Source organism: Thermodesulfobacterium geofontis OPF15, from assembly GCF_000215975.1.
Lineage (GTDB): Bacteria > Desulfobacterota > Thermodesulfobacteria > Thermodesulfobacteriales > Thermodesulfobacteriaceae > Thermodesulfobacterium > Thermodesulfobacterium geofontis.
Map to the genome: position 1 here is coordinate 864046 of NC_015682.1, position 20246 is coordinate 884291.

A 20246-nucleotide genomic window follows, 5' to 3' on the forward strand; every position below is an offset into this window, starting at 1 on the left:
AGGAGGGTAAAGATGGAGCACCCTATTTTATTTTTATGTTTAATTTTAGAAAAACTTGGTATTCCTTCTGGATGGATTTATTATGAGGAGGCAGATAAGTATGGAATTTTAGCTAAAGTTTTTGCACCACATATGGTTCATAGTTATTTTGTTTGTTTACTTTTAATTATATTGGCGCTTTTAGGAACAAGAAAAAAAGAATTTATACCTAAAGGTGCTCAAAATTTTTGGGAATTTACTTTGGAAACTCTCTATAATTATACTAAAGATAATGTACCTCATGGAGAAGGACATACTCCTAATATAGTGCCTTTTGTTTTTCCTTTAATTGTATTTTTTGCTCTTTACATTCTTTTTTGTAACCTTTTAGGTCTTATCCCTGGTTTTATGTCTCCCACTGCTAATATTAATGTAACTCTGGGTCTTACTTTAATAACTATTGTGTACTATCATTTATTAGGATTGAGATACAAAGGACTTAAGTATTTTAAAGATTTCTTAGGCCCTATTCCTTGGCTAATCCCTTTAATGGCTCCTGCAGAAATATTTGCCCATATTGGAAGAATTATTTCTCTTTCTGTCCGTCTTTTTGGAAATTTAGTCTCTAAAGAAATTCTTTTAGGAATATTAACTATGTTAGCAGGAAAGTTTTTTGCACCTTTACCAGTTATGATTTTAGGTGTTTTGGTTTCCTTTGTGCAAATGTTAATTTTTATAACTTTAAGTATGGCTTATTTTGCTGGAGCTGTTCAGGAGCATCATTAAAAAGAATTTTTACCAGGGGGTATTTCCTTCTGGTAAAAATATTATTTTAAAAATTTTAAAAAGGAGGTTGAGGTATGAGGAAGTGGTTAATTTTGGGACTTGTAAGTTTAGCTGTTTTATTTTTTACTAATCCAGTTTTAGCTCAAGAAGCTGCTAATAAGATGGTGACTGGATTTGGTTTCTTTTCTGCTATTGTATTAGCTGCAGGATTAGGTGTAGGATTTGCTGCTCTTGGATGTGGTATTGGTATGGGTCATGGAATCCGTGGGGCTTGTGAAGGAGTGGCAAGAAATCCTGAAGTAGCTGGTAGAATTACAGTTACCATGATTTTAGGTTTGGCTCTTATTGAATCTCTTACTATTTATGCCTTAGTTATTGCTCTAATTCTTCTCTATGCTAATCCTGTTATTCCTAAATTTTTAACTACCTTAGGGCTTGGTGGTTAAGAAAATTTAAAATATCAAATCTCTAAAAGGCCATAGGGTGAAAAAAACCTTATGGCCTTTTTTCTTAATAAATTTAAAAAATGCTTTCTAAAGCTTTAAGTTTTACTATCTTAGGTATTGAAGCCTTTCCAGTAGAAGTAGAGGTAGATTTTGGTTTAGGACTTCCGGGAATTACTATTGTAGGCTTACCAGATAGTTCTATTAAGGAAAGTAGAGAAAGAATAAGATCTGCACTTAAAAATTCAGGGTTTCAATTTCCTATGAAAAAAATTACTATCAATCTTGCTCCAGCAGATTTAAAAAAAGAAGGAAGTGGTTTTGATCTGGCTATAGCTGTTGCTCTTTTATCTGGGATGGGAATAGTTTCTAAAGAAACACTTAATAAAAAGGCATTTTTAGGAGAATTAGCTTTAGACGGAAGAATAAAAAGCACAAAAGGTATACTTCCTGCAGTAATAAAAGCTAAAGAATTAGGCTTAGATGAAATTATAATACCTTATGAAAATCTTAAAGAAGCTTCCTTAGTAAAAGAGTTTAAAATTATAGGGGTAAAACACTTAAGAGAAGTTACAGATTATTTAAAAGGTATTTTTAATCCTCAGCAAGAAAATATTGAAGTTTTAGAAGATATGGAGTCTGAATTTGATATAGATTTTGCAGAAGTTTTGGGTCAAGAATTAGCTAAACGAGCTTTTGAAATATCTGCAGCAGGAGGGCATAATCTTTTAATGATTGGTCCTCCAGGAGCAGGAAAAACTATGCTTGCTCAAAGAATTCCTACCATTCTACCTCCTATGAGTTATGAGGAAGCTTTAGAAACAACTAAAATTTACTCAGTAGCTGGACTCCTTTCTGCTGAAAAACCTTTTATTATAAATCGTCCTTTTAGAAATCCCCATTTTGGAATTTCAGAAGCAGGAATGATAGGAGGGGGAACACATCCTAAGCCAGGAGAAATAAGTCTTGCTCATAATGGAGTTTTATTCTTAGATGAATTTCCTGAATTCAGAAAAGATGTCATTGAAGCCCTAAGACAACCTTTAGAAGATGGTAAAGTTACTATTACCAGAGCAAGTTTTACCATAACCTATCCAGCAAAGTTTATGCTTGTTTGTGCTATGAATCCTTGTAGATGTGGTTATTATGGACATCCTACTAAACCCTGTCAATGCACTTTTCAGGAAATAAAAAAATATAGAAGCAAACTTTCAGGTCCTATTATTGATAGAATTGATATTCATTTAGAGGTTCCTCCTGTAGAATTTAAAGATTTAATGAAAGAACCTATTAAAAGTTCTTTAGATTCTAAAACTATTCAAGAAAGAGTAATAAAAGCAAGAAAAATTCAAGAAAGAAGATATGGCTCTCCTTTAAAGGTAAATGCAAGACTTAAACCTAAAGAAATAAAAAAATATTGTATTTTAGAACCAAAGGCGCAAGATTTTCTTGAAAAGGTGGCTAATAAATTTAATTTTTCAGCTCGCGCTTTGCATAAAATTTTAAAAGTATCTCGAACTATTGCAGATTTAGAAGAATCTGAGATAATATTAAAACAACATATTGCAGAAGCTGTACAATATAGAATTTTAGAAAAACCATTATGGGAAAATTAGCCTTTAACGAAACTGTAAGAAATGCATCTTTACCTCTGCTTTTACCTATAGTTAAAATATTAGCTTATCTGGGTATCCATCCTAATATTATAACTATAACTTGCCTTGTAGGTTTTATAATAAGTTCTATTTTTATTGCCTACGGAGAACTTTTATTTGGAGGGATTTTCTTATTTCTTTTTGCCCCTCTTGATGCAATAGATGGTTTACTTGCAAGATACTCTAAAAAAGTAACTCCCTTTGGAGCCTTTTTAGATTCTGTTCTTGATAGATATGGAGAAATTTTTTTGTTTCTCGCTTTTACCTATTATTTTTTAATTCAAAATTCCTTTGTTGGAGTTATTTTGAGTTTTTTAGCTATAACAGGCTCTTTAATGGTTAGTTATACAAGAGCAAGGGCAGAAGGAGTTGGTTTTGAATGTAAGGTCGGAATTTTGACACGTTTTGAAAGGGTTACCCTTTTAATAATTGCTTTAATTTTTGATGTATGTATTCCTATTTTAATATTTATTGCCCTTTTTACTCATATTACAGCTTTACAAAGAATAATGCATGTATACCGAATATATAGAACTGGAGGTTAATTTAAAATGTGTTTAGCCTATCCTTATAAAATTATAGAAATAAAAAATGAATGGACAGCAGTTGCCGAAATAGAAGGAGTAAAAACTGAAATTTCATTACATTTACTGCCTGAGCCTGTTAAAGAAGGAGATTGGGTATTAGTTCATGTAGGGTTTGCTATACAAAAATTAAGTGAGAAAGAAGCTTTGGAGAGTTTAAGAGCCTGGGATGAATTACTCAAACAATCTCAATATTCTTTGGAATAAATTCAAAGACCCTGAAAGGGTCAAAAACTTAGTTAAACTTATTAAAAAGGAAGTAGAAAAATATGGTAAACCTATAAATATAATGGAATTCTGTGGAGGACATACTCATGTTATTTTAAGAAATGGTCTTGATGAACTTCTTAAGGGTTATATAAATTTCGTTCATGGACCAGGATGTCCTGTATGTGTAATTGCCTTAGAAAGATTAGATTTAGCTATAGAACTTGCTAAGATACCAGAGGTAATTTTATGTACATATGGAGACTTAATGAGAGTTCCTGGTTCAAATAGAATAAGCCTTCTTAAATTAAGAGCTGAAGGATATGAAATAAAGCCTGTTTCTTCAGCTCTTGAAGCTTTAAAACTTGCTATGGAAAATCCGCAAAAGAAAGTAATATTTTTTGCTATAGGATTTGAAACTACCTCACCTCATACAGCAGTGCTAATAAAACAAGCAAAGGAATTAGGAGTTAAAAATTTATGGGTAGTTTGTAATCATATTTTAGCTTTAGTTGTGTTAGAATATCTTCTTCAAAGCGAAGAAAAACCTCTTATTGATGCCTTTATTGGACCTGGACATGTAAGCACCATTACAGGAAGTAGAGCCTATGAGCCTATAGTAAAAAAATATCAAACTCCTATAGTAATTTCTGGTTTTGAGCCTCTTGACCTTATTCAAGCTGTTTATTTAATAGCTAAACAAATGAGAGAAGGTAGATGTGAAGTTGAGGTTCAATATACTCGTTCTGTTACTCCAGAGGGAAATATTAAAGCTAAGGAGTTTTTAAAAGAAGTATTTAATATTAGAAAATCCTTTCCTTGGAGAGGATTAGGAGAGATTCCTTATAGTGCCTATGAAATAAAAGAGGAATATCAAAAATGGGACGGAGAAAAGTTTTTCAAAGTTTCTGTTAATTCTGGAAAAGAAAATCCTTTATGTCTTTGTGGAAAAGTAATAAAAGGTTTGAGTAAACCACCAGAATGTAGACTTTTTGGAAAAGTTTGCACTCCTCAAAATCCAATAGGTCCTTGTATGGTTTCTTCAGAAGGGGCTTGCTTGGCTTATTTCAAATATAGAAAAAATCTACAAAAATAAAAAGGGGGCGCTTTTTGCGCCCCCCTTTTTTTATTAGAGTTTTGTTTCTTTTAGAGAACTTTTATTCTCTTAATTTCTTTTCCTTTAGCATCAATGATATGAACAGCACAAGCTATACATGGGTCAAAGGAATGGATAGTTCTTAAAACTTCTAAGGGTTTTTCAGGATCTACAATTGGATGATTATCAACTAAGGCTGCTTCATAAGGTCCCATTTTACCCTTAGCATCTCTTGGGCTTACGTTCCAGGTAGAAGGAACTACACACTGATAATTTTTAATCTTTCCATTTTCAATAACTACCCAATGAGAAAGAGTTCCTCTTGGTGCTTCATGAAAACCAAATCCTTTAATTTCTCCAGCTGGGAATTTAGGTTCATTCCAAATAGAAAGATCTCCTTTAGCAATATTTGCTTCTAAAAGATCAAGATGCTTTAAAGCAAGGTCACAAAGTACTGCAGCTCTAATTGCTCTTGCTAAATGTCTTCCAATAGTAGAATGGAAAGCATTTACATCTATATTGACACCGAGAGCCTTTGCTTTTTCAATAGAATAATTTACCCACTTCATAGTAGGTTCATGTTTAGAGGCAATGCCTGCTAATACCTGAGCTACAGGACCAACCTGCATAGGTTCACCTTTGAAACGAGGAGCCTTAGACCAGCTATATTTACCATCAGGATTAAAATCAGTATAGTTAGGAACTGTTTCACCCTGCCATGGATGTCTTGGTCCAGTGTCTTTATACCATGAGTGTATAACATCTTCTGTTACATTATCTCTAAAGTATGGATCATTAAAGCTCTTAATCGGTGTAAAGGTACCAAGGTCTCTATTAAAGATAGTTCCACCAGGAAGATCAAATTGAGTTCCCTTTGTATCAAGAGGCATATCAGGAACAGCTAAGTAATTGGGAACACCTCCTCCAATCTTAGTCCATTCTTTATAAAGACAACCAACTGCAATAACATCATTAAGATAAACCTTTTGAACAAAATCTTTTACCTGTAATAATACTTCACGAGCAAGGTCTAGTCTTTCCATATTTAAAGCTGCTTCTTCATTTGGATCAATAGCTAAGGCTATACCACCTACTGCTAAAGTTTGAATATTAGGATTTTTTCCACCAAAAATAGCTACTGCTTTATTAGGTAAGAATTGATATTCAAGAGCAGAAAGATAATGAGCAACAGCCATTAAATTAGCTTCAGGAGGAAGTTTCATTTGAGGATGTCCCCAGTAACCATTAGTAAAAGGTCCAATTTGACCACTCTCTACAAAGGCTTTAAGTTTTTCTTTAACAGCCTTGAAATAGGTTACACTATTTCCTTCCCAATCAGAAAGACTTTGAGCAAGTTCAGCAGTCTTTTTAGGATCAGCCTTTAAAGCAGAAACAATATCTACCCAGTCAAGGGCAGAAAGATGATAAAAATGAACTAAATGGTCATGAATACCATGAGCAGCAATTATAATATTTCTAACTAATTGAGCATTTAAAGGAATCTCCATACCTAATGCATTTTCAACAGCTCTAACAGATGCAATAGCATGAACTGTTGTGCAAACATTACAAATTCTTTGAGTGAATAACCAAGCATCTCTCGGATCTCTACCTTTTAGAATCACTTCAAATCCTCTCCACATCTGAGCAGAGGACCAGGCATTTACTATTTTTCCTCCATCTACCTCTACATCAATTCTTAAGTGTCCTTCAATCCTTGTTATAGGATCAATTGTAATTTTCTTACCCATAGTTACCCCTCCTTATTTTTTAAATTTTTTTATTTTTATCCTAAGGATTTATAAAATGGGCTCATCTCATCCCAGAAATTAGGCTCAGTGCAACCAATACAAGGATGACCAGAACCTACAGGCCAGGTTCCAACATCACAAAATCTTATAACTGGACAGTTAGCATAAGTAACTGGTCCCTTACAACCAAGTTTATATAAGCAATATCCCTTTCTATGTCCTTCATCTCCAAATTTTTCTGCGAATCTTCCTTCATCAAAATGAGCTCTTCTTTCACAGTGATCATGAATAAGTCTTCCATAAGCAAATTTAGGTCTTCTAAGCTTATCAAGCTCAGGAAGTTTACCAAAAGTTAAAATATAACTAACTGTAGCAAGGAAATTATAAGGATTAGGTGGGCATCCAGGAACATTTATAAGTTTGTCTACCCCAATTACATCTTTAACTCCTACTGCACCTGTGGGATTAGGAGCTGCTGCTTGAACTCCTCCAAAAGAGGCACAAGTTCCTATAGCAATAACTAACATAGCATCTTTAGCTACATCCTTTAAAATCTGAATAGCAGGTTTTCCTGCTATTTTACAATAAATTCCTCCATCCTTTGTAGAGACAGCACCTTCTACTACACAGATATACTTTCCTTTATACTTCTCCATAGTCTGATGAAGAACTTCTTCTGCCTGTTTTCCAGCAGCAGGCATTAAGGTTTCATGATACTCTAAATTAATAATATCAAGAACAAGTCTACCAATAGGAGGATGAGATGCCCTTAAAAGTGATTCTGTACAACCTGTGCATTCCATAAAGTGAAGCCAGATTACAGTAGGTTTAGGACCCTTTTTCATTGCAGCTTCTACTTTCTCTACCATTGAATAAGGAAGTCCCATAGTAGCTGTTACAATTGTGCATATTTTAAGAAAATCACGCCTACTTAGTTCTTTTAAATTAAGCATACCTTACCTCCTTTAGTTTTATTTTATAATATTTATCATATTAAGTTTTACGAAAAAGACAAGAATAAAAAATTTCAAAATTAGATAGTATTTTAAGACTTTTTAAATTTTTTTTAAATTTTTTTAAATTTTTTTTATTTTTTAAAAATTTGAATGAAATTATTTAATTAAGGAAAAATCTAATCCTACATGATAAATATAGGAAATGAAAAACCTTTCAAACCATTCTTGATAAGCCCTTCTTTTGTCTTTAGAAAATTTTGTATTCCATCTTTGAACTTGGAGTTCTTCAGCTAAGGTGCTAAAAATATCTATGGCTTTTTCTCCCTCAAGAGGTTTAGGAATTGAACCAGCTTTAATATTATAGATAGCTATATTTTTATATACCTCCTTTAATTTTTCTTCTAAATTTTTTATCCCAAAAATTTCATAAAGTTTTTCAAGAAAATTTTCAGCCCAACCTCTATGAAATCTACAAAATCCTGCATTGGAAATAGCAAGTTCTTTAATTACTCTTTCATAAACAAGTTCTACAAATTCTTCAGGTTCGGTAAAAATTAATCTATATTCAGTCCAGTATTTTCCATTAACAAAAATGGGGATGAAGAAGCCAGGAGTCCAATAAAAATTGGGAGTCATATATCCATCCTCTCCATAGGGCTGATAAAGAGCTATATCTTTAAAAGAAGTCCCTGCTTTTTCAATTCTTTCTTCATATTTTTGATCTAAAATTTTTATTGTTTTTCTTAACCCCTTTTCTGCAATATCTTTTAAAACTGGGGTTTTTTTATTAAGTAAGTTTTGAATAATTTCTTCAGCTAATAGCCCATTTATATGCCATTTTTCAGGATTTAAAATTAAGGGATCAAGATTGGGATGAGAAGAAATTCCTACTTCTTCACAAGTTAGTAATCCTCTATTTACAGCCTCTAAAAGAAAAGAAACTATATGTCCTGTAGTAATGGCATCAAGACCTGCATTATCTATAAGGTCAACTATTCGTGAAGCTTCTTTTAGATCAAAAACACCTATTAAAGGTCCAACCCCTTGGAATGGTTCATAATCTACTTTTTTTCTTTTCCAGATCTTTTTACAGGCAACTGAGCAAGGTTCTCCACAGGTTTTCCAATTTTTAGTTTTTACAAAGGTTTCTTCCTTAAAAGGTTCCCAGTAGTTTTTTAAAACTATATCGGAGATTTTTCTTCTTATTTCTTTTTTTAAATAAATACTATTATAACCGAAAGTAGGAAGCCACTCCTTATAATAGGGATAATTGGAACCAAAGGTTCCTCCTGCTCCTGTTTTAGGATCAAATCTATATTTAGTAGTTGCTAAATTAACTGCATTAAAATATTCTCTTCCTGTAATTTTTTTAAAAAATTCATTAAAGTTTCTAATATTTACTAAAATTTCAGGAAGCTGAGGTTTTATTTTTCCACCAGCAATTATTCCTGCCACATTATGCGCTTGAGCTAAAATTGAGCCTGCTCCTCCTCTGCCTGCAAAATCTTCACTTCCTATAATTAAATCTTTTGTCTCAGGATTTACATCTATAGAAACAAGGGAACCAAATCTTGTTTGCCATGCTCCAGGACCAACAACTACTGCTCTGGCATTATTTTCAATGTAAAAGTCACTATAAATATCTAATAACCACTTTGTTAAAGCATAAGCTCCAAAATAATTCCCATAACCTTCATATATTCTGTTTAAATTATCAAAACTAATTTTTTCAAAAATAACTTTGGTTTTTTCTTCTCCTTCAACAAAAATAAGAAGAGGTTCTTCACTTTTACCATAAATGACCAATCCATTTATACCAGAGCCTATAAACTTATAGGCAACTCCTCCAGCTTCAGAAATATGAAGACCTAAACTTTCTGGACTTCTAAAAACTGCTACCAATCTATGAGTTCCAAAAATTTTGCTTCCAGCAAAAGGACCTGTTCCAAGGAATAAAACATTTTGGGGGCTAAATATTTCATACTTCCAGCTTTCAATTTCTTCTAAATGGATTTTAACTCCAATTTCAACAGGTCCTAAATAAGGAGGGATTTCATATTCTTTTATTTCCCATCTTAGAGAACCTACATCAATAAATAGAACTTTATAAATAATCATATTATTTTTCCCCTCTTTAAGATTCTCACAATTTTTATTACTTTAGCATAATTTTTTTGTTATTCCACTAAATTAAAGAAATTCTAAAAATTTTTTTAATAAAAATTTTTAAATTTGCTTTTTACAATCCTAAAATTTTTTAACTAATTTAACTTGACATATATAAAAAATTTTTTATATTTTTTAAGATATGGATTTAAAAGATTTGGTTAAGATTTTTAAAGCACTTTCTGAGGAAATAAGATTAAAAATTTTAAAGATTTTAGAAAAGGGAGAATTTTGTGTGTGTGAAATTGTCTCTCTTCTAAATATGGATCAACCAAAGGTTTCTTTCCATTTAAGTATTTTAAAAGATGCTGGGTTAATAAAAAGTAGAAGGGAAGGAAATCGTATCTTTTATAGCCTGGATGATTCTGATTTATTTAAAAGATTTTTAATTTTGTCGGTTCTTGAAAAATTAAAATCCTTTGAAAAGGAAAATCCAAGTAGATATGAAGAAATTACCAAAGATTTAGAAGGAGGTATTCTTTGATGATTAAAGAATTATTAATGGCTGGGCTTTTGGCTTTAGAAGATTACATTGCTAAACATGTTATTACTTGTCTTATTCCTGCTTTTTTATTAGCTGGTGCTATGGTCACCTTTATAGATAAATCAGTAATAATTAAGTATTTAGGTTCTGAGGCAAATAAAATTAGATCCTTTTCTTTAGCAAGTATTTCAAGTTTTTTATTAGCTGCCTGTTCATGTACTGTAATTCCTGTTGCAAGTGGGCTTTATTATACAGGAGCAAGCATTGGAGTTGTTTTTATTATTCTCTGGGTTGCACCTGCAGCTAACATATTAGCTCTTATTTATACAGGGGCAATTCTTGGAACTAAAATGGTATTATCAAGAATTGTTTCAGCTCTCCTCATGGCTTTTATAGTTGGTTGGATAATGGTTTTAGTCTTTGAAAGAAAATCTAAAGAATCTTTATTAAAAGCTGAGTTAAAAGCTGAATTTGGAGAAAAAAGTATCCTTCCTAAAAAATATTTAATTTTAATAATTTTAATACTTTTGTCTTTACTTTCTCCAAACTATTTAGTAAGAAGTGGACCTTATTGGCATAAAGTTTTAGTATGGGCTTTTTTTACATTTATAATGGTTATTTATGCAATTATTAATATTCCTAAAGATAAAATAAGGGATTGGCTTAGAGAAACATGGTGGTTTATAAGACTTATTTTTCCTCTTCTTTTATTAGGAGTTTTTATTGTAGGGATAATTGGGAAAATTTTGCCTGAAGAATGGATAAAAACTTGGCTTGGAGGGAAAAGTTTATCAGCTTCTTTTTTTGCAACTTTTATAGGTGCTGTAAGTTACTTTGCTACTATGACTGAGGCTCCTTTTGTAGATACTCTTATGAAGTTAGGAATGGGGAAAGGACCTGCTCTTGCCTTACTTTTAACTGGACCAGGGATAAGTCTTCCCAATTGGTTAGCTATAGCAAAAGTTTTCGGGGTTAAAAAGGCTTTAGTTTACATTCCCACTATCATAATACTTGGGACCTTAGTGGGTTGGTTTTTTGGAAATTTTATATTTTAAAATTTTAAAATTTTATTTTAAATTTTAAAAAGGGGGATTAAGATGGAAATAATAGTTGCTGGACCAGGTTGTCCAAGATGTATAGCTACTGAGAATAATATTAAGAAAGCTTGCGAAGAATTGGGATTAGAAGCTAGAATTACTCATCTTTACGATGTAAAAGAATTTCCCAAATTAGGAATAATACTTACGCCTGCTATAGTAATTAATGGACAAGTAGTAGTTTCTGGTAAAGTTCCTACTGTTGAAGAATTGAAAGAGATTTTGTCAAAAATGGCAAAATAAAAAAATTTTAGAAAATTTATTTAAAAGAACATCATGAAAAAATTTTTTATCCTACTGTTTTTTGTTTTTATAATAAATATAAATTTTAAATCTAAGGCCTGTGATGAATTTTTACCAGATTGGTATTATCCTGAGTGGGTAGCTAAAGCAAAATATAATACACCTATCAAGGTTCTTGATACAGAAAGTGCCTTAGGAAGATATGCATTAAAATATAAAGAAATAGGACTTAAAGATTTGATTAAATTTCATGGGCATCTTTGTGATGGGCTTGTAATTGCTTATATAGAAATAAAGGAGGTTTTAAAACTTCTTTTTCCTGATGGTATTGTTGATAAAACTGATTTAATAGCGGTTTCAAAAAATGGTCCCTGTTGGGTTGATGCAGTTAGTTATTTGACCGGAGCAAGAATAAACTTTAAAACTTTAAGAATAGATAATTCCATAGGAGACGGATTTATTATCCAAAGAATATCAACTGGGGAAACCTATCAAGTTCATCTAAAACCTGGTGTCTTTCCAGAAGAAATGAGTAAGCTTGAAGCAAAAATCAAAAAATTAAGATTTGAAGGTAAAAGTGTTGATCCAGAAGATATAGATAGACTTGAAAAAATGGCAGAGGATTTAATAAAAAAACTTTTAAATACACCACCTACGGAAATTTTAGAAATTAAAAAATTAGAAAATTATCAATTTGTTCCTATAGATCTTTTTGGAGAGCGCACAGATATAATAAATAAGAATATACCAAGGAGAAAATAGGTATGGAAAACTTAGTAATAGTTATAGGATTAGCTATTCTTTCTTTTATTTCAGGAATGCTTGGTTTGGGGGTTGCCTTTTCTGCTATTCCTTTTTTAGGTCTATTTATGCAAGACCTTGTACATCAAGTCCAACCTTTAAGTCTTTTATTAAATGGAGTAACTGCTTTTCTTAGTGCCTTAGGATTTGCTAAAAGTGGCTTTGTAGATTGGAAAAAAGCAATTTATCTCTCATTTATTACTACGCTTTCAGCTCCTATAGGTGCACTTATTGCTCAATTTATAAATCAAAATATAATCTGGGTAATTTATTTTTTAGCAGTTCTATATCTTGCTTATAGACTTTTTAAGCCCTTTAAAGCGCGGAAAGTTGTTAAGGAAAATTTTAAATTAGTTACTATTCTTGCTATTCCTATATCTGTTTTAAGTGGTCTTCTTGGAGTAGGTCCAGGCTTTTTACTTATGCCAACTCTTATTTTATGCGGTTTTGATCCTAAAAAAGCTGCAGGAATTAACGCCTTTGCAGTATGTCCTCCCTCTTTTTTCAGCACTTATCCCCCATTTAAGCTTAGCCCATTGGAATCTAAATTTAACCTTTATTTTAGTAATTATAGGTGCTATCTTTTCTTTTCTTGGTGCAAGGGCTACCAGTCTCTATGTTCCAAGTGGAAGAATAAAGCAAATTTTTGGCATCTTGATCGTAATAGTAACAGCCTATAAAATAGCCTCCATATTTTCATAGAATTGTAATTCTCAAAGTAGATCTTGTTTATTTTAAAATTTGTTACATTTTAATATAATAAAATTACTTTATAAGAGAGATTTTAAATATGTTAAATAAGTTCAAAATTTTAAATTTTATAATTATTTTTCTTTTATTTTTTTTATAACAAGTTGTTCAAGAAATAAATCTAAACAATCTATAGAATCTAAAGCTGAAACTAATGCAATTCTAACTGGTTCTCCTTTAGTAATAGGACTTTTAAATGTAGATTCTCCTCAACAAACTTTTTTACAACTTTATCCATTAAAAACTTTCTTAGAAAAAAAGATTAAAAGACCAGTTTTTATAGATATATCTGCGGATTTTGATGAAATCGCTAAAAAAATTAAAGAAGAAAAGCTTCATCTCTTGATAATTGATCCAGCCTTTTATTGTGAATTAAAAGCTCTTTATCCAGAAAAAATATTTCCATTAGTAAAGCCTAAAGGAGGACAGGGAGAAGCAAGTAGTGTTTTTGTAACCAAAGAAAATTCTGGTATAGAAAGAATTTTTGACGCAGTAAATAAAAAACTTGCTTTAGGAGATAAAAGATCTTCTTTTAGTTACCTTATACCTCTTTCTATGTTAAAAGATTTAGATTTGTCCTTGAATGATTTTTCGAAAGTAGATTTTTTAATTAAAGACAAAAGAATTGCTTTATCAGTATTATTAGGAGATTATGAAGTGGGGGCTCTAAGTGAGATTGTAGCCCAAACTTATCTAAACTCTGGCCTAAAAATAATAAAAGCATCCGAAAAAGTACCCGTATATTTAATAGCTTCCACAAATTCTTTAAAAGAAAAAGAATCTTTTAAAGAAATTTTTTCTTCTCTTCCTGAAGAAGTTTTAAGTTCTTTAAAGGTTGAAAAATTTGTTCCTGCTGAGGATAGAGATTTTGACTACATAAGGGTTTTAATTAAATTATTTAAAGGTAAAGACTTAATAGAATACAAACCCGATACTATTAAAGTAGCCATACTTCCTCTTTATAGTCCACTCACCATTTACAAAAGGTTTGACCCTCTAATGAGATATCTCTCAGAAAAGACAGGAAGAGAATTTAAAATAGTTATTCCTAAGGATTTCGAAGAGTTTATTAACATAGTAAAAAAAGGGAAAGTACATTTTAGCTATCAAAATCCTTATGTATATGCTATTTTGTCAAAAGGTGGGTATGCTAAAGCGATAGCATTGACAGTGGGAGAAGATTGTACAGATAACCCAAGTGAAATCTGTGGAGGAGATAAATTTAGAGGGGTAATTATTGTAAGAAAAGACAGTCCTATTAAAAATATAGAAGATCTGAAAAATAAAAAAATTTTGATAGTATCCCCTTATTCTGCTGGGGGCTTTTTATCTCAAAAAATTTATTTAGAGAAAAGAGGGTATAAATTAAAAAAAGATTTTCATCTAATTGACGCCAAAAGACAAGAAAAAGTTATCATAGGTGTATATAAAAAAATGGCTGACGCTGGATTTATAAGAGAATCAGCTCTTGGAGTATTTAGTGAAGAGGTAGATATTTCTCAAATAAAAATTTTAACTCCTACAGAATTTCTTCCTAATTGGCCTTGGGCAGTAATTAAAGCAGATAAAGATCTTGAAAGAATGGTTAAAGAAACAATAATTAATTTGCCTGACCCGATATTAAAAAATTTAAAAGTAAAAGGATTTAGACCTGTTGATGAGAGAGAATTTGAACTACTTAAAAAATATGTTAATTTTTAAAGACCCTCTATCTTCTTTTTATAAACTTTTAAGAAGATTCAGTATCAGAAACAGACTGTTTCTTTCTTTTTTGTTTATTATAATTTTATTAATTTTTAGCGTTAATTTTCTAATTATAAATTATCAAAAAAAATCTTTAAAAAAACAATATTATCAAGGATTAAAGCACAATTTAGAAATTTTTTCTTTAGAATTAGTAGATGGGTTAATTTTTTTTGATCCATTAAAGCTTGACGAAAAGGTTAATTCTCTTAAAACTACTCCAGGAATAGTTTATGTAATGGTAATTGATAAAAAAGGAAAAATAGTAGCTCATAGTAATGCTTCACAATTAGGGAATTTTATACCTATAAATAGTTTTACTTTTAGAAATTGGGAAATAGTTGATTCAAATAAAATAAGGCATATTAATCTACCGGTTTTTAAAGAAGATTTTTACTTAGGTGCAGTAAGAGTAGGAGTTTCAGAGGTAGAACTTGAAGAATTTATAAATCAATCAATAAAAACTCTCAAGAATTATATGATTTTTATTTCAGGAATTTTTTTAGTAATAGCTTTAATTGTTTCTTATTTTATTTCTATTACTCTTACTCAACCGCTTGCTAAACTTAAAGAAAGCATTAAGAAAGCTCAAATAAATGAATTTGAACTTTGCGAGAATGAAAACCTTATTCTTTGTAAAGATTTTTACAAATGTCAAGAGACTCAATGTCCTGCTTATGGTAAAACAAGGTGTTGGCTTTATGAAACCTCAAGAAAATGGTGTAAAGAGGTATTACAAAAAGATTGTGAAGATTGCTATGTTTATAAATATTCTTGTAAAGACGAATTGGGTTATGTAATAGAAAGTTTTAATAAAATGATGGTAGACCTTAAATTTTATATGGAAGAACTTCACAGAGCTACTCAAGAAAAAATTAAACTTGAAAAGATTTCTGCAGTTTCAGAAATGGCTATGGTAGTAGCGCACGAAATTAAAAATCCTTTAAATTCTATTAAAGCTGCTTGTTCGTATTTGAAGGCTAATTTTAAAGGAAAAGTATTTCAAGAGTTTCTCTCAATTATAGATAGAGAGACTCAAAGATTAAATGAACTTATAACCAGCTTCTTAACTTATGCAAGGCCTATTTCCCTAAAACTTGAAAAAGCCAATATCAATACTATTATTAAAGATGTAATAAATTTGATGAAAACAGAATTTGAAGAAGAGGAGAAGATAATAGAAATGAACTTAGATCAATCTATTCCAGAATTTTATTTTGACCCATCCCAGATTAAACAGATGATTCTAAATCTATTGGTAAATGCAGAAGATGCTACCAAAGAAGGTGATAAAATTTGGGTGATTACTCAAAAAGAAGGAGATTTTGTGGTAATTTCTGTAAAAGATACTGGAGAGGGGATTCCAGAAGAAATTCTTGACAAAATTTTTGAGCCCTTTTTTACTACTAAAGTTACAGGGTCAGGGTTAGGTCTTGCTTGTGTAGAAAGAATTGTTAGAGAACATGGTGGGAAGATTACCGTTTTTAGTAAAAAAGGAGAAGGAACAGAATTTAAGGTTTTTCTTCCGATAAAATATGAGTTATAAAATACTTTTTATTGATGATGAAATAAATAGCTTAAAAACTATCTCAGTTATTCTTAAAAAACATAATTATACTGTATTTACTGCCCAGACAGTCGAAGAGGGTATCTCACAACTTCAAAAACATAAACCTCACTGTCTCCTTCTTGATTACAGACTCCCAGGGAAAGATGGAATAGAGATGTTAAAATGGTTAAAAAAGGAGAATATTAACATTCCAGTCATTATGCTTACTGCTTATGGAACTATAGAAAAAGCAGTAGAAGCAATGAAATTAGGAGCTTTTCATTATTTAGTAAAACCTGTAGATCCTACAGTTCTTCTTGAAACCATTAAAGAAGCTATTTCTAAACATGAAATCTTAAGCCATCAGGAAGATATCTCTTATAAGTTTCCAGAAATAATAGCTAAAAGTCAGGCAATGCGAGAAATTTTTTATATTATAGAAATGGTAGCAGATAGCAACTCTAATGTGCTTATAACAGGAGAATCTGGTACAGGTAAGGAATTAGTAGCACGAGCTATTCATCGACTTTCAAAAAGAAAAAACCACCCTTTTATAGTGGTTGATTGTGCTACTATACCAGATAATCTTTTAGAGTCTGAACTTTTTGGATACGAAAAAGGAGCTTTCACAGGAGCTACCGAAAGAAAAATTGGATTAATAGAGCTAGCAAACAGTGGTACAATTTTTTTAGATGAAATAGGAGATCTTTCTTTAAATTTACAAAAAAAATTGCTCAGGTTTCTACAAGAAAGAGAAATACAAAGATTAGGAAGTCTCAACAAAATTAAAGTTGATGTAAGAGTTATTGCTGCAACTAACAGAGATCTTGAAAGAGCAGTAAAAGAAGGTGTCTTTAGAGAAGATCTTTATTGGAGACTAAATGTAGTAAGAATACATTTACCTCCTCTTAGAGAAAGAAAAGAAGATATCCCTCTTCTTGTCCAACACTTTGTTCAGAAGTTTGCTAAAGAAAACAACCGTCCTATCCCTACTATAGAACCTGAAGTACTGGATGTTCTTCTTAATTATGATTGGCCTGGGAATGTAAGGGAGCTTGCAAATGTAATCGAACGTGCAGTTATTCTTTCTACCTCTGGAGTTATATCTCTCAAACACTTACCTAAGAGAATTTTAGGTAAAGAAAGTAAAACAAATGATTTTTCTTTAAATACTTTAAATTTATTAGAGATGGAAAAAGCTCTTATTATAAAAGCGTTAAATGAAACTGGCTGGAATCAAACAAAAGCTGCCCAATTATTAGGTATTTCAAGAAAACAACTTCGAACTAAAATGAAACATCATGGATTGCTTCCTATTTCAAGCAATCAAAATAATTAAAAAACACGTTTAAAAATTTATTGAGTTGCTGTTTTCTTTGTTTTTTTCCTAATAATTTCCCATTTCAAAGCATGGGTGGTACATTTTGATACACAAGCAGGAAGAAGTCCTTGATCGATTCTATCTTTACAATAATCACACTTAACAACTTTACCAGTTTCTGGATCAAATTGTGGTATATTCCAAGGACAAGCTGTAATACATTCTTTACATCCTATGCAAAGATCTTGATCTATAAAAACTATGCCGTCTTTTGATCTTTTTTGTATTGCTCCTGTGGGACAGGCTTTCATACATTCTGGATCTTTGCAATGAAAGCATGTCATAAAAACAAATCGCTGAGTTATTCGCCCATTTTCTATTTTTATTTCCTTAGGAATTATATTACAAAGCCTTGGACCAGGAGCTAATCCTTTGTTGGTTTTGCAATGAACTATACAGGCAAAACAGCCGATACATCGATTATGATTTTGTAATATTCGATAAATTGCCATAAAATCAACCTCCTTAAACTTTTTTTACTTTTACAAAGACCTCAAAAAGTGCTCCAGTATAGCTACCAAATGCAAATTTATCAAGAACTCCTTTAAGGAGCCTTCCCTCATTAAGACCTTTACCATAAACTCTACTAAGCCAAGGAATATCATTCTGATAACCTCTCACCATAAATACAGCCTCAGGATGGATATAAGGAGTTACTTTAGCTTTAATTTTTCCAGTATAATCTCCTGAGGAGACTTCTATCAAATCTCCATCTTTTATATTCAGCTTTTCTGCTATCTCTGAGTTTATCCAAAGTTCGTTTTCTGGTTTAATTTCATTTAACAAAGGATTGTTCTGGGTTCTTGAATGGGTATGCACAGCTATCCTCCCAAAAATAAGTCTAAATTCACCCTCTTCAATTTTAGGTCTTTCTGGAGATTTATAGGAATAAAAAATAGGTACCTCTCTTTCTTGCATTTTTGAAGAAACTATTTCTATCTTTCCAGAGGGGGTTTTAAACTTAAGTTGATCTCTTGGATAAAGAAGAGGTTCTTTACAAAGAGGAACCAAACCTTTCTCATCAAAGTCCTCTATTTTTATTCCTGTCCCTTCTAATTGATAATTCCAAATGTCTTCTATGGTTTCATAGGGGACATATTTTTCTAAACCAAGCCTTTTACATAATTCAGTGAAGATCCACCATCTCGGTTTAGTATCATAAACAGGATCTATCGCTTTTTTTCTTACTATAAATGCAGGTTTAGCTCCTCTTTGTAATCCTATAATATCATCCCTTTCAAGAAAAGTTGATTCTGGGAGGATAACATCAGCAAACCAACCAGTAGTTCCGTAATCCACTGGGATATGGACTAAAAGATCAAGATTTTTGATAATTGCTTTTATGTCTTCTAAAGGTATTCCTGCAAAAGGATCGTATCTATAGACAATTAGCGCTTTTATGGGATAAGGTTCCTCTGTTTTTATTGCTTTAAAAAGATGTAAAATATGCCCGGCTCCGTCATACAAAAAACCTTTCCCCAATTCTGCTTCAATCCTTTTATCCTGAGGTGCTGGGATTGGGTCTAAAAGACTTTTTAAGGGATTTGCTCCTACTTCCTTAGGAGATTTAGCTAAAATTAAGCCACCTTTTTGCTCTAAATTTCCAAGTAAAAAGTTTAGTATCCAAACAGCCCTGGCAAAGTAGAAAGAATCTACATATCTTGCACCAAACCAATAGGGATAGATAATTACTTTAGGTTTAGCTTCACCAAGTTCTCTTGCAAGATTTATAATTTCAGATTCAGGAACTTCAGATTCTTTTTCAGCCCATTTAGGTGTGTAGGGTTTGATAAATTCTTCAAGTTCAGAAAGTCCCATTATATATTTTTCTACAAAATCTCTATCATAAAGTTCTTCCTTTAAAATTTGATATATAAGAGCTAATATAACTGCGTAATCTGTTCCAGGTCTTATTCTTAAATATTTTGTTGCTTTAGTTGCAGTAACATTTACTCTTGGGTCAAAATAAGTAAACTTAGCACCATTTTCTAAAGCTTTAAGTATGTTATTAGCCTCTCTTACAGATAATGCATCAAAAAAAGCCCTTCCAAAAGAAACTATATGTTTAGTATTAGCAAAATCGTAACTTATTTGATTTCTTGGAATGCCTATTAAACTTTGTAAGGCAAGATCAACATTCTTTCTGCAAAAATCATCATGGTTGAAATAATTGGGGGATCCAATAGCTCTAATAAAAACTCTTTGCATCTCTCCAAAAATACCAGCACCTCTATCTAAAAGAGCAACTGATTTAGCTCCATACTTACCAATAATTTCAAAAAGACGATTAACTACATAACTCATTGCCTCTTCCCAGGAGACCCTTTTCCATTTCCCAGAACCTCTTTCTCCAGTTCTTATCATTGGTCCTTGTGGACGTTCATTATCATATATATGAGCTATAGCAGCAGAGCCTCTTGCACAAAGAGCTCCTTCTAATCCTGCTACATAAGGATTTCCTTCTATCCAAGTAATTTTTCCATCTTCAACCTCCACTCTTATAGGACAGCGAGCAGAACACATACCACATACTGAAAAAACTTGCTTTTTCATGTTTCCTCCTTACAATTTAAAA

19 protein-coding genes are annotated in these 20246 nt (G+C 31.5%); 14 read left to right on the forward strand and 5 right to left on the reverse strand.

Annotated elements, in window-relative coordinates; genetic code table 11:
• The first annotated feature begins 12 nt into the window (after positions 1–12).
• From atpB to hypD, 6 genes are all read left to right on the forward strand, one after another.
• On the forward strand, positions 13–765 hold the full coding sequence (gene atpB, locus TOPB45_RS04535; RefSeq protein ID WP_013909675.1) for a F0F1 ATP synthase subunit A: 753 nt from the start codon (positions 13–15) through the stop codon (positions 763–765).
• Between the two features lie 74 nt (positions 766–839).
• Positions 840–1211 (forward strand): ATP synthase F0 subunit C, encoded by a 372-nt coding sequence (gene atpE / locus TOPB45_RS04540; RefSeq protein WP_013909676.1) that lies wholly within the window; start codon positions 840–842, stop codon positions 1209–1211.
• A gap of 80 nt (positions 1212–1291) precedes the next feature.
• Entirely contained in the window at positions 1292–2824 is a 1533-nt protein-coding gene (locus tag TOPB45_RS04545; protein ID WP_013909677.1) for a YifB family Mg chelatase-like AAA ATPase, read from the forward strand.
• Positions 2812–3408, forward strand: a complete 597-nt coding sequence (locus TOPB45_RS04550) for a CDP-alcohol phosphatidyltransferase family protein (RefSeq protein WP_013909678.1) — start codon at positions 2812–2814, stop codon at positions 3406–3408. Before TOPB45_RS04545 ends, TOPB45_RS04550 begins: the two co-directional genes overlap by 13 nt.
• Positions 3409–3414: 6 nt before the next feature.
• A complete protein-coding gene (locus TOPB45_RS04555; RefSeq protein WP_013909679.1) occupies positions 3415–3654 on the forward strand; it encodes a HypC/HybG/HupF family hydrogenase formation chaperone in 240 nt (79 codons plus the stop codon).
• Positions 3617–4750 (forward strand): hydrogenase formation protein HypD, encoded by a 1134-nt coding sequence (gene hypD, locus TOPB45_RS04560; protein ID WP_013909680.1) that lies wholly within the window; start codon positions 3617–3619, stop codon positions 4748–4750. Before TOPB45_RS04555 ends, hypD begins: the two co-directional genes overlap by 38 nt.
• A 50-nt stretch (positions 4751–4800) precedes the next feature.
• On the opposite strand, the gene TOPB45_RS04565 is transcribed toward hypD, so the two are convergent.
• The 3 genes from TOPB45_RS04565 to TOPB45_RS04575 form a co-directional block, all read right to left on the reverse strand.
• On the reverse strand, positions 4801–6501 hold the full coding sequence (locus tag TOPB45_RS04565) for a nickel-dependent hydrogenase large subunit (protein ID WP_013909681.1): 1701 nt from the start codon (positions 6499–6501) through the stop codon (positions 4801–4803).
• A 35-nt stretch (positions 6502–6536) separates the two neighbouring features.
• A complete protein-coding gene (locus TOPB45_RS04570; protein WP_013909682.1) occupies positions 6537–7454 on the reverse strand; it encodes a hydrogenase small subunit in 918 nt (305 codons plus the stop codon).
• 159 nt (positions 7455–7613) lie between these two features.
• Positions 7614–9575, reverse strand: a complete 1962-nt coding sequence (locus TOPB45_RS04575; protein ID WP_013909683.1) for an aldehyde ferredoxin oxidoreductase N-terminal domain-containing protein — start codon at positions 9573–9575, stop codon at positions 7614–7616.
• 190 nt (positions 9576–9765) lie between these two features.
• Here TOPB45_RS04575 and TOPB45_RS04580 point away from each other — a divergent pair, with 190 nt between their 5' ends.
• From TOPB45_RS04580 to TOPB45_RS04615, 8 genes are all read left to right on the forward strand, one after another.
• Entirely contained in the window at positions 9766–10107 is a 342-nt protein-coding gene (locus TOPB45_RS04580; protein ID WP_013909684.1) for an ArsR/SmtB family transcription factor, read from the forward strand.
• Positions 10107–11162 (forward strand): permease, encoded by a 1056-nt coding sequence (locus tag TOPB45_RS04585; protein WP_013909685.1) that lies wholly within the window; start codon positions 10107–10109, stop codon positions 11160–11162. Before TOPB45_RS04580 ends, TOPB45_RS04585 begins: the two co-directional genes overlap by 1 nt.
• Positions 11163–11204: 42 nt before the next feature.
• Positions 11205–11447, forward strand: coding sequence for a thioredoxin family protein (locus tag TOPB45_RS04590; RefSeq protein ID WP_013909686.1), 243 nt, complete (start codon positions 11205–11207; stop codon positions 11445–11447).
• A 33-nt stretch (positions 11448–11480) separates the two neighbouring features.
• A complete protein-coding gene (locus TOPB45_RS08585; protein ID WP_013909687.1) occupies positions 11481–12209 on the forward strand; it encodes a formylmethanofuran dehydrogenase subunit E family protein in 729 nt (242 codons plus the stop codon).
• A 2-nt stretch (positions 12210–12211) separates the two neighbouring features.
• Entirely contained in the window at positions 12212–12928 is a 717-nt protein-coding gene (locus TOPB45_RS04600) for a sulfite exporter TauE/SafE family protein (protein ID WP_013909688.1), read from the forward strand.
• Between the two features lie 202 nt (positions 12929–13130).
• Positions 13131–14699, forward strand: coding sequence for a phosphate/phosphite/phosphonate ABC transporter substrate-binding protein (phnD, locus tag TOPB45_RS04605; protein WP_408033207.1), 1569 nt, complete (start codon positions 13131–13133; stop codon positions 14697–14699).
• Complete coding sequence (locus TOPB45_RS04610) at positions 14656–16287, forward strand: ATP-binding protein (RefSeq protein ID WP_013909690.1); 1632 nt, start codon at positions 14656–14658, stop codon at positions 16285–16287. The genes phnD and TOPB45_RS04610 overlap by 44 nt, the downstream gene beginning before the upstream one ends.
• Positions 16277–17629, forward strand: a complete 1353-nt coding sequence (locus TOPB45_RS04615; RefSeq protein ID WP_013909691.1) for a sigma-54-dependent transcriptional regulator — start codon at positions 16277–16279, stop codon at positions 17627–17629. The genes TOPB45_RS04610 and TOPB45_RS04615 overlap by 11 nt, the downstream gene beginning before the upstream one ends.
• 17 nt (positions 17630–17646) lie before the next feature.
• Here the strand turns inward: TOPB45_RS04615 and TOPB45_RS04620 are convergent, their stop codons facing one another.
• Complete coding sequence (locus TOPB45_RS04620; protein WP_013909692.1) at positions 17647–18123, reverse strand: 4Fe-4S dicluster domain-containing protein; 477 nt, start codon at positions 18121–18123, stop codon at positions 17647–17649.
• Between the two features lie 13 nt (positions 18124–18136).
• A complete protein-coding gene (locus TOPB45_RS04625; protein WP_013909693.1) occupies positions 18137–20224 on the reverse strand; it encodes a molybdopterin-containing oxidoreductase family protein in 2088 nt (695 codons plus the stop codon).
• Positions 20225–20246 lie beyond the last annotated feature (22 nt).

Coding starts and splice junctions, on each gene's coding strand:
- atpB (WP_013909675.1), top strand. CDS start 13: ATGGAGCACCCTATTTTATTTTTATGTTTAATTTTAGAAAAACTTGGT.
- atpE (WP_013909676.1), top strand. CDS start 840: ATGAGGAAGTGGTTAATTTTGGGACTTGTAAGTTTAGCTGTTTTATTT.
- TOPB45_RS04545 (WP_013909677.1), top strand. CDS start 1,292: ATGCTTTCTAAAGCTTTAAGTTTTACTATCTTAGGTATTGAAGCCTTT.
- TOPB45_RS04550 (WP_013909678.1), top strand. CDS start 2,812: ATGGGAAAATTAGCCTTTAACGAAACTGTAAGAAATGCATCTTTACCT.
- TOPB45_RS04555 (WP_013909679.1), top strand. CDS start 3,415: ATGTGTTTAGCCTATCCTTATAAAATTATAGAAATAAAAAATGAATGG.
- hypD (WP_013909680.1), top strand. CDS start 3,617: ATGAATTACTCAAACAATCTCAATATTCTTTGGAATAAATTCAAAGAC.
- TOPB45_RS04565 (WP_013909681.1), bottom strand. CDS start 6,501: ATGGGTAAGAAAATTACAATTGATCCTATAACAAGGATTGAAGGACAC.
- TOPB45_RS04570 (WP_013909682.1), bottom strand. CDS start 7,454: ATGCTTAATTTAAAAGAACTAAGTAGGCGTGATTTTCTTAAAATATGC.
- TOPB45_RS04575 (WP_013909683.1), bottom strand. CDS start 9,575: ATGATTATTTATAAAGTTCTATTTATTGATGTAGGTTCTCTAAGATGG.
- TOPB45_RS04580 (WP_013909684.1), top strand. CDS start 9,766: ATGGATTTAAAAGATTTGGTTAAGATTTTTAAAGCACTTTCTGAGGAA.
- TOPB45_RS04585 (WP_013909685.1), top strand. CDS start 10,107: ATGATTAAAGAATTATTAATGGCTGGGCTTTTGGCTTTAGAAGATTAC.
- TOPB45_RS04590 (WP_013909686.1), top strand. CDS start 11,205: ATGGAAATAATAGTTGCTGGACCAGGTTGTCCAAGATGTATAGCTACT.
- TOPB45_RS08585 (WP_013909687.1), top strand. CDS start 11,481: ATGAAAAAATTTTTTATCCTACTGTTTTTTGTTTTTATAATAAATATA.
- TOPB45_RS04600 (WP_013909688.1), top strand. CDS start 12,212: ATGGAAAACTTAGTAATAGTTATAGGATTAGCTATTCTTTCTTTTATT.
- TOPB45_RS04610 (WP_013909690.1), top strand. CDS start 14,656: ATGAGAGAGAATTTGAACTACTTAAAAAATATGTTAATTTTTAAAGAC.
- TOPB45_RS04615 (WP_013909691.1), top strand. CDS start 16,277: ATGAGTTATAAAATACTTTTTATTGATGATGAAATAAATAGCTTAAAA.
- TOPB45_RS04620 (WP_013909692.1), bottom strand. CDS start 18,123: ATGGCAATTTATCGAATATTACAAAATCATAATCGATGTATCGGCTGT.
- TOPB45_RS04625 (WP_013909693.1), bottom strand. CDS start 20,224: ATGAAAAAGCAAGTTTTTTCAGTATGTGGTATGTGTTCTGCTCGCTGT.